This window comes from Bartonella taylorii 8TBB (genome assembly GCF_902825155.1).
Taxonomy (GTDB): Bacteria; Pseudomonadota; Alphaproteobacteria; order Rhizobiales; family Rhizobiaceae; genus Bartonella; species Bartonella taylorii_A.
Window position 1 is genome coordinate 36721 of the sequence record NZ_CADEAG010000002.1, and the last position, 14688, is coordinate 51408.

Here is a 14688-nt window from a genome sequence, read left to right on the forward strand (position 1 = left end):
TGTATTTGTGTGGATGCTAAGATTTAATATTTTAACTGTCGTTGATGCAATTTTATGAGATAGAATAATGGTAGTGTGGATTTCCATACAATGGCTTTAGGTGTTATTTATAACTCTCATAATCGGTTTGAGGCTAAGAATATAGGTATCTGAATTGGTGCTAATGGGTATTTAGATAAAAATATAAATCAAAAGGTTAAAGATGCAGTGTTGCAAAAAGATTCACAGAAACGGGTGTAAAGAATTGAAAAATGGTAAGTTTATTTGGTGAAAAAATAGGTGTAACGAATGTAGCAGAATTTACTGTTTCCGAAATAGCAGGGGCTTTAAAGCGCGTTGTTGAAGAGAAATTTGGTTATGTGCGGGTGCGGGGAGAGATATCAGGTTATCGCGGGGCTCATGCTTCCGGTCATGCTTACTTTGCCTTAAAAGATGATAAGGCACGGTTGGAAGCGGTTATTTGGCGTGGCATTATGGAAAAGCTCAAATTTCCTCCCGAAGAAGGGATGGAAGTGATCGCTGTCGGCAAACTGACAACTTACCCGGGGTCATCAAAATATCAAATTGTCATTGAGGCGCTTGAGCCAACAGGGGTTGGCGCTTTGATGACACTTCTAGAAAAGCGCAAGAAAAAGCTTGCAGATGAAGGTTTATTTGATGAATCCAAGAAAAAACCTTTGCCTTATATGCCGCGAATTATAGGTGTTGTGACATCACCTACAGGCGCTGTTATTCGTGATATTATTCATCGTGTATCAGATCGTTTTCCATTGCATATTTTGGTTTGGCCCGTCCGTGTTCAGGGGGAAACAAGTGGTCAGGAAGTGGCTGCTGCTGTTGAAGGTTTTAATGCTCTTCCTTTAGGAGGGCTTGTTCCAAAACCTGATCTTATTATTGTTGCACGGGGAGGAGGAAGTTTAGAAGATTTATGGGGATTTAATGACGAAGCTGTTGTTCGTGCTGTTTATGAGTCAGCTCTTCCGGTTATCTCTGCTGTTGGGCATGAAACAGATTGGACTTTGATTGATTATGTTGCTGATTGGCGCGCTCCAACTCCCACAGGAGCGGCAGAAAAGGCTGTTCCTGTTAAGCTTGATCTCGAAGTGTATGTTGCGTCTCTTGGTGCCCGTTTACGCAAGGGATTGGTGCGTTATTTTGATTTTCATCAACAAAAATTGCGTGCTATTATAAGAGGGCTTCCGACTGTCGATCAACTTTTCGCTCTACCACGGCGTGGTTTTGATGAAATTTCAAGTCGATTGCTGCGTGCTCTTCATGTGAGCTGCGATAAAAAACATTTTTCTTTTCATGCGCTTGCTATACGTTTTTCACCGCGTTTACTGAATACTGAAAAAGCGAAACGTAATACAAAGGAGTATACTGCGCGCCTTCATCGTGCTTTTGTGCACAATGTGGAAAAACAACGTGCTCAGGTAGAGGTCGCGTTTAGGCTTTTAAAAAGCACTTCGTATCAAAATATTTTAGAGCGTGGTTTTGTTTTGGCTTTGGGGCAGGATAATAAGCCCATTAAACGGTTGGTGCAGTTTCCTGAAACGGGGCAAATCAGTTTACGTTTTTTTGATGGTGATGTTAGTGTTTCAACGCATGATCATGCTCTCAACCGATCTTCAAAATCTAAACGGATCAAATCGAAGCAAGATGATCAAGGAACGCTCTTTTAATACAATAAATGTGGTGCTCGATGAAGGGCTTCTTATGGGGGCAGATGGAAAAGTTCGTTGTTCATGGGCAGGAACGGATCCACTTTATTGTGCTTATCATGATAATGAATGGGGAAAACCTGTTTTTGAAGATCGCCATTTGTTTGAGAAAATTTGTCTTGAAGGTTTTCAGGCAGGGCTTTCTTGGCTCACAATTTTAAAAAAAATCCCTTCTTTTCGAAATGCGTTTGATCATTTTGATTTTGAAAAAATTATGCATTATGATGAAGTAAAAGTGCAAATGTTGATGCAGAATAAAGGTATTGTTCGCCATCAAGGAAAAGTTCGATCGGTGCTTAATAATGCATTGAGAGCGCAGGAAATTATAACAGAGTGGGGGAGTTTGTCTCGCTATTTTTGGTCGTTTCAACCACCACAATCAGAGCGTTATAAAAAAATAGATTTTCAAACACTGTTGGCTAATCCCATAACCCCTGCTTCTCTTCGCCTTTCTAAGGATTTGAAAAAACGTGGTTGGACATTTGTTGGTCCTACAATTTGTTATGCTTTTATGCAGTCTGTTGGGATTGTCAATGATCATCTTGAAGGGTGTTTTTGTCGATAACTGTGCAAAGCAGCTGTAAGAGATATTGTTTAGTCAAGTAATAAAAGAACAGAGAATGGTTTTTCAAGTTTTTACTTTTTTAAAGCATTATGAAAGCAATTTATATTATTGATTTTGAATAAATATGTGTCTGTTCTATTTGTATAGATAGCGGTTACCATAATGACGGATATTCTATTTATGGTTGTTGATGAAGACAAAGTGGTTTTCGAGTTTTTCGGCGTGGCACTCTTATCGTATTGTTCTTTTTTTGAAATTTAATGAAATATATTTGTTAAATTTTTGGTTGAATATATGATGATTGCTCTACTTGTATGGTAGCTGATTACCAAGTGCTTGTGTTACGTTTTATTATCTGGTAGCTTCCTTGTTGAGAGAGTAATTTTGCTGCGTGTGAGCTCCAGTTTTTGGGGAGGAGGCTTAAGCTCAGACGGGTTTGTATCCACTACATTGCTTAGTTAAATCTCTGAGATTTTCCGTTAGAAGCAAGAGTTTCTGCGGTGTGTTGTTTGGTATCTATTTTTGTGGTTTCAAAATAATGATGAACGTAGAAATTGGGGGGAGTTTATGGTCAATCATGTTTTTTCGGGTTAGGTATCGTGAATTTTGCTTTTACCAATGAAAAAGTGCCTTTTATTGTGGATTTTTATTGGTAATGATCTTTTTGGAAAAATACCGTTTAGAGGGGTTAGTATTTCTCATTATTATTTTATCTCTGTTGGCTTTTTTGGTATTATCGATAAATGAGAAAGATTTTCTTTTGCACTTTACTTTCAAAAAGTTAAGCGATTTTTTATGGAGTGCAGAGTTTTAGCGGAGATGTTTTTTTGTGTTTTGCTGCTTTATTCGGTTTGGAAACAGATATGGCTTAATGGGGAGTGCAAGGAGGTATTGGGATGTGGATGTAGTGCTGGTTGGAGGAATATATGTTGTGTATCTACTATAGTTTAAGTAAAACGAAATTCATATTAAAAGTAAATATCTCTTTATAATATAGTCAATATGTATTTATTCAATTTTTGTTGTATAAAATTGCTGTGTTATTTAAGAATAATTAATTGATATAATAAACTTTAAAAGGAAAAGTCTATGAATGTAAAAAGAAAGATATTGAAAGGCAGTACTTCTTTTATTTCTGCTCTTATGGCTATGGGGATGTTTGTGCAACAAGTTTCAGCAAAAACACCTGCCGATACGCTTGTGATGGCTTGGAATCTCGATGCAATAAGTACATTTGATCCCGCGCAGCTTAACGACGTTTATGCAGCTGAAATTTTTGACAATGTTTGTGATAGTTTAGTCAGTACTGCTGGAGATGATTTAGCAAAAATAGTTCCCTCTTTGGCAACACATTGGGATGTTTCAGGTGATGACCAGAGTACAGCGCTTACTTTTCATTTGCGCGATAATTTAAAGTTTAATGATGGTCGTCCTGCTAACGCTCATGATCTTATTTGGAGCATGAAGCGGGTTGTCAAATTGAAATTGGCTACGGCGACGGCATTTAATGAATATGGTATCACAGAACAAAACTTTGATTCTGCTATTCACGCACCGGATGAGAAAACGGTGGTGATGAAATTTGATAAGCCTTATCCAGCAGAGCTTATTCTTAGCAATATTGTTGCAAGTCGTGCTACTGCTTTGCTTGATCGTGAAACAATTATGAAACACGAGAAAAATGGTGATATGGGAAACCAATATTTGGCCAGCCATGCTGCTTGTGTTGGTCCTTATCAAATAAGTAGCTGGCGTCCTGGAGAAGCTCTTTTATTGCGTAAAACCTCCAATTATTGGGGAGAGGCACCTAAATTGAAGAAGGTTTTAATTCGCCATGTCTCGGAACCTGGAACGCAACGTTTATTGTTACAAAAACACGATATCGATGTTGCACGTGATTTAATACCTGAGGATGTAGCAGATCTCCAAGCAAAAACGGATATTAAAGTTGAAAGGGTGTTGGAGCCCTCCATGATGTTTTGGGGCTTTAATACGACAAATCCAATTTTTGCCAATGAAAAAGTGCGTTTGGCGATGCGCTATCTTATTGATTATGAAGGTCTTGGAAAAACAGTTCTCAAAGGTGTTGGTATTCCACGTGCGAGCTTTATTCCTCTTGGTAATGTTGGAGCTTTGGATGAAAAAGAAGGACAACCCTTTAAACTTGATCTTCAAAAAGCAAAACAGCTTTTAACGGAGGCAGGTTATTCAAAAGGCTTTAAGGCTAATTTTTTAGTGGGCAGTTCTCATTATGCTTTGCCTATTGCTCAGTCTTTGCAAGATAATGCAAAAAAGGTGGGAGTACATCTTAAAGTTGAACGTTTGGCAGGTACGCAGTTATTTTCAAAAGTTTATGCACGTGCTTTTGATACAGTTTTCATGGGATGGAATAATGACTCTGCTGATCCTTATTCAATGGCTTCACGCCTTGTTTACAACCCTGATAATCGGTTTGAAGCGAAAAATACAGCCTATCCAAGTTGGCAGCATGGGTACTTGGATGAAGCTATGAATAAAAAGGTGGAAGATGTGTTGTTTCAAAAAGATCCACAGAAACGAATAGAAATATATGCTGACTTGCAGCGTGAACTTATGCAAAAAGGGCCTTATGCTTTTATCTTTCAGAAATATAGTGTTGTCGCTATGACACCTGATATTAAAAAATGGGTTTGGAATAGTGCACCACGTATTTTTTATAGTGCAATTGAAAAATAAACGCGTATTAAGTGTTGTGAAATACAAAAGAACGTGATCATAACGTAAATGATAAAAATATCCCTCCGCAAGAGTTTTTTTAAGCTTAGGGTATGAAATGCGGGGGGCTTTTTACGGTATGCTTAATGCTATTTATAGGAACAGTGGCATTGATAAGTATAGGAAGTGATCTTTTTGAGCTTTCTGTTTACCGTGGTACAGATGGTATGGATTTCGGGTATAGGTTAGTATGTGTGTGACTTGTCTTTGGATGGTTTATCAGTAAAGTTAATGATGCTATGCTGTGGAGAGATGAAAAAGGGACATCGAAGTATTTTATGTGAGAAAGATAACATAAAATGCAAAGGATAATGCTAAAATGAAAAAAAAAGGAATGTCAAAAAACTTTTGTATTTTATTAAGCACAATCGGCTTTTTAAATGGGTTTATACCATCAGTATTCAGTGCGTCATCTAAAGATACCTTGGTAATGGCATGGAATATTGATTCAATTAGTAGCTTTGATCCAGCTCAAACGGTTGAGGTTGTTGCGAGTGAATTATTGACGAATATTTGCAGTGCGTTAGTACAATATGATAAGCATGATCCCACAAAAATTCGTCCTGCTATGGCTCAATCTTGGGATGTTTTAGACAACGGGAAAAGAATCGTTTTTCATCTTCGTGATGACTTAAAATTTGATGATGGAAGAAGAGCGACAGCGCAAGATCTCGCGTGGTCAATGCAACGTATTATTAAGTTAGGGTTGAGTTATGCTCAATCTTTAATGGATTATGGGTTCACTAAAAACAATGTTGAAACAAATATTCAAGCTCTTGATGATAAAACTTTACAACTAAAGTTGGATAAGCCTTATCCCATCCAACTTATACTGACGGTAATTGGACAGTCTTATGCTTCTGCTTTGCTTGATCGGCAAACAATTGAAGCAGAGAGTGTTGATGGGGATATGGGTAATAAATATTTGACTACGCATTCGGCTTGTGTTGGACCTTATAAATTGGTACGCTGGAGTTCTGGAGAAAAAGTTATTTTACAAGCGACCCAACATTATTGGGGGGGCGTCCCCAAAGTTAAGCAAATTGTTATACAACATGTTGCTGAATCAGCGAGTCAGAGACTTCTTTTGGAAAAAGGTGATGTGGATATAGCGCGTGATCTTTCTTCAGAAGATGTTTTAGATATTGAAAGACAGGGGGGGGCTGTTAAAATTAGACGTGTTTTGCGACCGCAAATTATTTATTTATCGCTAAACAACAAAAATGCAATTTTTGCTCATGAAAAAGTGAGATTGGCCTTTCGCTATTTGATTGATTACCAAGGTCTTGGAAACACTGTTTTAAAGGGCATTGCAATTCCACGTGCGAGTTATATGTCATTGGGGATTCCTGGTGCTTTGGATGAAAAAGAGGGGGTGCCTTTTAAGTTAGATTTAGAAAAAGCAAAACAGTTGATCCGTGAGGCTGGCTATCCTAATGGTTTTAAGGCTAACCTTTTAGTTGGCAGCCTTAGTTATATGTCATCTGTTGCGCAGTCTATTCAAGCTAATGCGCATAAAATTGGTGTTGAGCTCACAATTGAGAAAATGGCGCAAAATCAGTTATTAAGCCGCGTGCGTGGTGGGAACTATGATACTGCTATCATGGGGTGGGGGAGTGCTGATCCTGATGGACATCCTGCTTCGTTAAATCATGTGTTTAATCCTGATCCAACATTTACAAAAAAACACAATATGTATTTGGCTTGGCGTGCTGGGTATTATGATGAAAATATCAATAAAATGGTGATGGATGCTTTGTTTGAACAAGATCAAAATAAGCGTATTTCGCAGTATCGTGCTCTACAGCATTATGTGTTTGAGCATGGTCCTATGGTCTATTTATTTCAGACATATTATACCGTTGGTATGGGACCGGCAATAAAAAAATGGGTTTGGAATAGTTTTAGACTTTACTACAATGATGCAGAAAAATAGAGCATGTTATGAAGAAGAGCGGTGAGCGTGCTTGATGAGGCTTTTCTTTACTATATAAGAAGGTGTTAGCTTTATGTTTGGTAGCTATGGAGGGGGATATTATGATGGTTTTGCCATTTTCAGAATCTGAAAGAGCAGTATCACAAAAGCAGAAAAAAATGTTCGTATGGGACTTTTCTTTCAAGGTACTGAAGTTGCTGATTTCAGTTTTTTTCACGCTGCTTGGTTTGGTGACGATCACTTTTTTTATTGGTCATCTGCTTCCTTTAGATCCCGTTCTTGCTATTCTTGGTGATAATATCAGTCAGGAGGCTTATGATGCAATGTTTCATAGGTTGGGTCTTGATAAGCCGTTGATTATCCAGTATTGGAACTATCTTCGCAATATATTTTTGTTTGACTTTGGAGATGCTTTAACTTCAGGGCGTCCTGTCTTGGAAGATATTATGCGCGTGTTTCCAGCAACATTAGAGCTTGCTACAGTTGCTATCGTGATTGGTACGAGTCTTGGTATTCCATTTGGTGTTTTTGCGGCAATGTATCGCGATTCATTTATTGATTACTTTGTCCGGACTTTTACTCTCTTGAGCTATTCCACTCCAACCTTTTGGCTTGGATTAATGGCGTTATTAATCTTTTACGCCAAGCTTGGTTGGATTGGTGGTCCAGGACGTATTGATTTTATTTATGAATATTCTTTTGAACCCAAAACAGGATTTTTTCTCTGGGATACTGCTCGTCAGGGACAGTGGGAAGCTTTTGGAAATGCCTTTGGTCATATTGTTATGCCTGCTTTAATCTTAGCTTTCGGTGCTATGGCTTATATTAGTCGTATGACTCGTGGTTTTATGATTGAACAACTTAATCAGGAATATATCATTACTGCGCGTGTAAAGGGATTATCGTTGACACGAACGGTTTGGGGGCATGCTTTTCGTAATGCTGCGGTTCAGATTATCACTGTTGTTGCACTTTCTTACGCTTTTTTATTAGAAGGTGCTGTGTTAACGGAGACAGTTTTTGCTTGGCCTGGTTTTGGGCATTACTTGACGAATGCTCTTTTAGCTGGAGATATGAATGCAGTTGTCGGATGTACACTGCTTGTAGGGTTTCTCTTTGTTGTTATTAATTTATTTTCTGATTTGCTTTATCGAATCTTTGATCCAAGGACACGTTGAATATGACAATAATTAATCATCATAAATCGCAATCGTCATTTTCTTTGGGTCGTTGGCTAAATGAATCTGTTCCACGATCAGTATTTCAGGCAAATGCCCAAAGAATTTATCATGCATTAATCAAATTGTCTCATAATTTTTCGGCTCTATTTGGTCTGATTATTATTTTTATTATTGTTTTATGTGCCATTTTTGCTCCTTGGATTGCTACCCATGATTTTGTTAGCAATGACCTTGCGCATCGATTGCAGCCACCCTCTACGTTGCATTATTTGGGGACAGATGAATTGGGGCGTGACATTTTTAGTCGCCTTATTTTTGGCGCACGTATTACGCTTTATGTTGTTTTTCTTACCACAATTATCGTGGGACCAATAGGACTCATTGTTGGGACTGTATCTGGCTATATAGGGGGCTGGGTTGATACTGTTCTTATGCGCATTGTTGATATTTTTCTTGCTTTTCCGGCTTTGATTTTAGCTCTTGCTTTTTCAGCGGCGCTGGGACCGGGTATTAAAAATGCATCGATTGCAATTTCAATTGCAGCATGGCCGCCAATAGCGCGTTTAGCACGTGCTGAAACTTTGACGATACGTTCGTCTGATTATGTTTCTGCGGTTCGTTTGCAAGGGGCATCTGCTTTACGGATTATTTTGTTTCATATTGCACCTATGTGTATTCCTTCAGTGATTGTACGGTTAACGTTAGATATGTCTGGGATTATTTTAACGGCTGCTGGACTTGGTTTTTTAGGGTTGGGAGCTCAACTCCCAAGTCCTGAATGGGGAGCAATGCTTTCGACAGGTCGTGAATTTATGATGACGAATTGGTGGTTGGCGGCGATACCAGGTTGTGCAATATTGTTAGCAAGCCTCGCTTTCAATTTGTTGGGTGATGGGCTTCGTGATTTATTGGATCCACGCAATGGCTAAAAAATTATTAGAGATAGAAGATTTACGTATTGCTTTTCCTACAAGGCAAGGCATTTCAGAAGTTGTGCGCGGCGTTAGCTTTTCCATGGGAAAAGAAAAAATTGGAATTGTTGGCGAATCTGGGTCTGGAAAATCGATGACTGGGCGTGCGATACTCAAATTGAGTCCAAGAACAGCTATTGTTAAAGCTAAAAAAATGCGCTTTGATGATGTTGATTTATTGCATGCAAGTGAACCTCAGATGCGAACTATCCGGGGTAAGCGTATTTCAATGATTTTACAAGATCCCAAATATTCACTTAATCCATTAATACGGATTGGGGAACAGATTATGGAAGCTTATCGCATTCATTATCGTGTTTCAAAAGCTGATGCGCGGGAGCGGACAATTTCTATGTTGGAATCTGTCCATATTCGTGATCCAAAACATGTGATGCGCCTCTTTCCTCATGAAATATCAGGTGGTATGGGACAGCGTGTGATGATTGCGATGATGCTTATTCCTAAACCTGATTTAATTATTGCAGATGAGCCAACCTCTGCACTTGATATTACAGTAAGGCGTCAGGTTTTATCGGTATTGGATGAGCTTGTGACTAAGTCTGGAACGGGACTTATTTTCATTAGTCATGATTTGAATATGATTGCTGATTTTTGCGATCGTGTTTTGGTTATGTATGCAGGTCGTGTGTTAGAAGAATTGCCTGCGTGTGATTTATCTCGTGCTTGTCACTCTTATACTAAAGCCCTGCTAGCGAGTTTACCACGGCTTGATAATCCTGTTGACTTTTTGGCTGTTCCTGAGCGCGATCCTGATTGGTTGCATAATCCTACAATTGTTAATGGTGTTGAAGGAGTTACCCCATGACCAATTGTGAAAATATACTTGATGTTTCTAATTTATCAGTAACTTTTGGGCATAGGCATAAGGCAGTAACGGTTGTTAAAAATGTAAACTTTCATATTAAGCGTGGTGAAGCTTATGGTTTGATTGGTGAATCAGGATGTGGAAAATCAACCATTTTGAATACATTGGTTGGACTTATTTCAGATTATAGTGGGCGTTTCATTTTTGATGGAGAAGAAGTTGCAAAAAAGAGAGATAAGAATTTTCTACGCCGTATTCAAATGGTTTTTCAAGATCCTTATGCTTCGCTTCATCCAAGAAAAATGGTTCATACGGTTCTTTCTGAATCTCTCAAAATCCATGGGATGGATAATCCAAAGGAGCGGGTGCATGATGCTTTAAATTCTGTTGGTCTAAATTCTTCATTTCTTTATCGTTATCCGCATGAGTTGTCTGGAGGGCAACGTCAGCGTATTGCTCTTGCACGTGCTCTCATTATCGAGCCAGAGGTTTTGCTGCTTGATGAGCCAACATCTGCATTGGATGTGTCGGTACAGGCTGAAATTTTAAATTTGTTAAAATCATTACGAGAGGAAAAAAAGCTTACATATTTGATGGTATCTCACGATCTTGCTGTTGTTGCACACATCTGTGAACGTGTTGGGATTATGCATAAAGGGATTATTCTTGAAGAGCTTAGCAATGATGATTTGCGCAGTTTACATGCACAACATGACTATACAAAAATGTTTTTTGAAGCAAGTATTGAGCCTATTGCTCATAGAGAAGGAAGTGTGTGATAGATTGTATAGAAGAGAAAATACAGTTTTTTTCTGTTTTAGGTTTTATTCTTTGCAAAAGAAGAAGATGCTGTGAAAATTTTTCAATGGTACATGATAAAATTAACTATTTTTACTGTTTTCTGTTCTTAAAAAGAGATTTTTGGAAAGAAAAACATATTTTATAAATAAGAAAGGTAGTATAGCGTACTGCCTTTTTTGATAAACTGTACAAATAACGATACACTTGTTGTTAGAGTTTTGTCTTGAAACTGATGGCTATTTCGCCTGAAAAAATTACTCAGGATATACCAGTTTTTTTAAAACTTTCGTAGGATAAAAGAGTATCAAGATAGAAACCGCTATCATGCTGTATACTGCTATAGGCTGTGAGTGAAGTGGCCATTTTATTCAATGTGCTCTTACTTGTGTCTTGCATATTCTTTGTAGTAGAAGAGAGCTGTCCGTAGATTTCTATAAGACAAAATGTGTTGTAGTATTTTGCACTTTCTAGCGCGGCAAAGTTAATAACTCCTTGTAGAGCAGCGTAGCGAGGATTGAGGCTTAGCGCTGCTATAACCATATTTACGAGGAGCACTACTTATCAGAAAATAAGGTTCCTGTCCTTCCATAGGTGTATAAGAAGAAGCTATTCTGTTTGTCTTGTTCTTTTTCTAAGACAACTGTTCTCACATTGGCTAACAGTGCATTCTGCTTAGCCATATCGGTTAATCCAATGTACAAGAGAGCATTGGACATTACAAAATACTTGTATTTATGGCACGATGGTTTTTACCGTTGAGTCGCTATCAAGCAGTACTGGTTGTAAGCGAAAATCCCAAAAATTTTTATTTTCTCCTAAAAGGTTTTGTTTAGTATTTGTTTTACTATGGTTTGACGTTGGTTTATAAGCTTTCAGTATATATTTATAAGGTGAACCACTTATTGTGATATAGCTATTTGCGAGTTTAAAAGAATTCTGACTTGCTTTTCCGAAGACTTTAATCAGTGAAAAACCATGTATATTGCTGGGAGTAGAAGTATTTACTTTAATATTGTTCTTTTTTAAATGTTCAGTGACATAAATCAATGTAGTACCTGAAACATCACCGTGAATCAGAAGGTGGTCAGCTTTTTGTTTGTTTATGGCAGAGCTATCACTCCATTCGACGTTGAAATGAATTTCTGCTTTTCCTGTAGCCTTGTAGACTTTTTTAGTATTTGGTCTGCCAGATCCTATGTGCAACGTGTGATAATAATCTTCTGTTGGCTCTTCAAAAACAATAGAGCTGTCATTGATGTTAAGGACAGAAATATCAGAGCGTGCTCTTTGAGCAATATCAAGTGATTTTTCATTTTGACTTTTTGCATTTGTGCTTGTTTTTAATATCCATTTCGTATGATTTTGCAAATCAAAGATTGTTTTGAATTTTTTTTCAGTATTTACGCTGCCTTCTAATATGGAATGATCAGCGTTTAATGTAAGAATAAAATTATTTTTTTTAGCTGAATCTTTGGTTACTAGTAAAATATTGGCACGGATTTCTGAATTTTTGAGATTGGCTTTACCAATTGATTCATTTGCATTAATTCCTGTACCGTTTTTAATGTGAAGTTTTGTATTGATTAAATTGATTTCTGACGTTTTATTGTTCTTAGATTTTGCAAATGCTATACCTCTATCTTCTGCTGTGGCAGAAACATCTGTCACATCAATATATCCATTATTATCTACAACAAATGCACTATTTTCGGCAATAACTGTTCCTCCGATCATTTTAATCATTCCGCTATTTTGTGCATAAAGACCGACTACAGCATTCTTAATCGTTGTATTGCCATATAATTCAACTAAACTGCCAACATCTTGGCTTTTTGCACCAGATCCGTTGCTATCTGCCGTTGTTAGAGTGACATTCGTGGCTTTAATATGCCCACCGTTTTCTGTATTTAATGCGGTAGTTTTACCCTTTATGATTCCTCCCGTTATGGTGATGGTAGATTTTGAGTCTTTTGCATAGAGCCCACTGTTATCAGATGATGTAATTTGAGCATTGTCAGTTAAAGTAATGATACTACCATTTATAGCAGATATTGCTGCGCTTTTTGCGTTAAATGATCCTCCAGAAACTGTTATTTGAGAATTATCACTTGAAACTATACTATTGATTGCTTGCGGAATGGTTACATTTTCTAAAGTAATGGCACTTTTTCTTGCAATGATTGCATTTAGTAGTGTATTGCCCTTACTACTTAATATCGTTACATCTTTCAGTTTGTTATTGCTCTTATTTTTTAACAAGTGAACACCAGCTTCGGAACTAGTAATGGTTCCTCCGATCATTTTGATTGTGCTATCGTTTTGCGCATCAATTCCGGTTTTAACGTCACTGATTGTTGTATTTCCCAGCAATTCAACCACACTGTTAGGGCCAGAGGCAGCTGCACCAGTAGCTATATCACCACTATTATTAGTTGATTTTAAAGCAACATTTGTAACCGTAATATGGCCACCTATGTCTGCTTCTAAGGCTGTAAATTTTCCTGTCACGCTTCCTGTTGTCATTGTAATCGTAGATTTTGAGTTTCGTGCATAGAGACCTGCTTCATCATGTGATGTAATTTGAACATTGTCTGTTAAGGTAATGCTGCTGCCGTTTTGAGCACATATTGTTGCATAGCTTGAATCAAATGATCCTCCAGAGATTGTTATGTTAGAACGATTATTTGCAATTACGCTATTGCCTGTTTGAGTTACTTTTACATTTTTTAAAGTGAGTCCACTTTCTTTCTCTAGAAGTATTCCTTTGCCTGAATTTTTCTCTTTACCGGTTGATATTATTACATTTTCTAGTTTATTTTCGGTGTTCTTACTGTTCACGAAGCCAACACCAGTTGCAGAAGCCGTAATGGTTCCCCCTATCATTTTAATTACGCCACCGTTACTTGCTACAAGCCCAACAGCAGCATTCTTAATCGTTGTATTGCCATATAATTCAATCATACTATTAGCGCTATTGACTCCTGCTCCTATTGTAGGAACATCAGTGACCTTGCCTCCATGTTCATTTGTTGTTAGAGCAACATCAGTGACCTTAATATGTCCACCGTTTTCTGCGACCAACGCTAATTCTCCGGTTACTGTTCCTCCGGTCATTGTGATGGTAGAATGTGAACCATTTGTGTAGAGTCCTTTGCTATTCGATGATGTTGATATAACTTGAACGTTACCTTTTTTATTGCTGGTTAAAGTAATGTTGCTGCCGTTTCCAGCGTATGCCCCTACGTTTTTCCCCTCAAATGATCCTCCAGAAACCGTTACTTTAGAATGATTATTTGCAGTTATGCCGTTTTCTGCTTGCATAACGGTTACATTTTCTAAAGTGACTTCACTGTCTTTGTCTGCAAATATTGCAAAAGTTAGTGGTGCTTTGCCTTTGCCACTTGATATTGTTATATCTTTTAGCTTGTTTTCGGCATTCTTACTATTCAAGAACTTAGCACCAGTTTTGGAGACTGTAATGGTTCCTCCGGTCATTTTCAGTGTAGCGCCATTTTTTGCTTCAAGACCGAAGAAAATGCTAGAACCAGTTCCTTTAATGGTTGTGCCGTCTAGTAATTCAATCGCAGTGTTAGAACCTTCAGCTGTTACAGCGCGCGTATTTGTGTTTGTTTTTTTGTTTCCAATTATCGTTAAATGCTTGCCGATAATTTGGCCACCTTTTTTTGCGTGAATAATTTCATAGGTTTCGTTGGAAACTTCTTTTTTACTTTTTGAAATTTCAAGATTTTTAGCTTGTGCATTAAGATGGATACTAGACAGTACAACTGCCACAATCGCTGTGCAGGATAGAAGAAATTTTTTAGGCATCAGTCCACTCCTTTTAAAGCCCCCAACATTCATTTTCCCGCTGACTTCATAAGAAGAAGTGAAAATAGATGGTTTTCAATAAAATAACTGATCCAGCCTATTTTG

General features: G+C 37.8%; 11 protein-coding genes. 8 read left to right on the top strand and 3 right to left on the bottom strand.

Annotation, left to right across the window (positions count from 1 at the left end; genetic code table 11):
* Window positions 1–251: 251 nt before the first annotated feature.
* The 8 genes from xseA (at window position 252) to J7R13_RS02405 (ending at window position 10733) form a co-directional block, all read left to right on the top strand.
* Complete coding sequence (gene xseA, locus J7R13_RS02370) at window positions 252–1682, top strand: exodeoxyribonuclease VII large subunit (RefSeq protein WP_208437308.1); 1431 nt, start codon at window positions 252–254, stop codon at window positions 1680–1682.
* Window positions 1660–2286 carry a DNA-3-methyladenine glycosylase I gene (locus tag J7R13_RS02375; protein ID WP_208437309.1) on the top strand — a complete coding sequence of 209 codons (627 nt, stop codon included), beginning with the start codon at window positions 1660–1662 and terminating at the stop codon, window positions 2284–2286. Before xseA ends, J7R13_RS02375 begins: the two co-directional genes overlap by 23 nt.
* A gap of 1089 nt (window positions 2287–3375) precedes the next feature.
* Window positions 3376–5001 (top strand): ABC transporter substrate-binding protein, encoded by a 1626-nt coding sequence (locus J7R13_RS02380; protein ID WP_208437310.1) that lies wholly within the window; start codon window positions 3376–3378, stop codon window positions 4999–5001.
* Window positions 5002–5359: 358 nt separating this feature from the next.
* Complete coding sequence (locus tag J7R13_RS02385) at window positions 5360–6976, top strand: ABC transporter substrate-binding protein (protein WP_208437311.1); 1617 nt, start codon at window positions 5360–5362, stop codon at window positions 6974–6976.
* 104 nt (window positions 6977–7080) lie between these two features.
* Entirely contained in the window at window positions 7081–8154 is a 1074-nt protein-coding gene (locus tag J7R13_RS02390) for an ABC transporter permease (protein WP_208437442.1), read from the top strand.
* A gap of 2 nt (window positions 8155–8156) precedes the next feature.
* Window positions 8157–9086 (top strand): ABC transporter permease, encoded by a 930-nt coding sequence (locus J7R13_RS02395; protein ID WP_208437312.1) that lies wholly within the window; start codon window positions 8157–8159, stop codon window positions 9084–9086.
* Window positions 9079–9954 (top strand): ABC transporter ATP-binding protein, encoded by an 876-nt coding sequence (locus tag J7R13_RS02400; RefSeq protein ID WP_208437313.1) that lies wholly within the window; start codon window positions 9079–9081, stop codon window positions 9952–9954. The genes J7R13_RS02395 and J7R13_RS02400 overlap by 8 nt, the downstream gene beginning before the upstream one ends.
* Window positions 9951–10733, top strand: coding sequence for an ABC transporter ATP-binding protein (locus tag J7R13_RS02405; protein ID WP_208437314.1), 783 nt, complete (start codon window positions 9951–9953; stop codon window positions 10731–10733). Before J7R13_RS02400 ends, J7R13_RS02405 begins: the two co-directional genes overlap by 4 nt.
* A gap of 280 nt (window positions 10734–11013) precedes the next feature.
* Here the strand turns inward: J7R13_RS02405 and J7R13_RS02410 are convergent, their stop codons facing one another.
* The 3 genes from J7R13_RS02410 to J7R13_RS02415 are packed head-to-tail and all read right to left on the bottom strand — an operon-like array spanning window position 11014 to window position 14583.
* Complete coding sequence (locus J7R13_RS02410; RefSeq protein WP_208437315.1) at window positions 11014–11295, bottom strand: autotransporter outer membrane beta-barrel domain-containing protein; 282 nt, start codon at window positions 11293–11295, stop codon at window positions 11014–11016.
* Between the two features lie 14 nt (window positions 11296–11309).
* On the bottom strand, window positions 11310–11435 hold the full coding sequence (locus J7R13_RS09830; protein ID WP_281432488.1) for a hypothetical protein: 126 nt from the start codon (window positions 11433–11435) through the stop codon (window positions 11310–11312).
* A 52-nt stretch (window positions 11436–11487) separates the two neighbouring features.
* Window positions 11488–14583 carry a right-handed parallel beta-helix repeat-containing protein gene (locus J7R13_RS02415; RefSeq protein ID WP_208437316.1) on the bottom strand — a complete coding sequence of 1032 codons (3096 nt, stop codon included), beginning with the start codon at window positions 14581–14583 and terminating at the stop codon, window positions 11488–11490.
* Window positions 14584–14688: the final 105 nt, after the last annotated feature.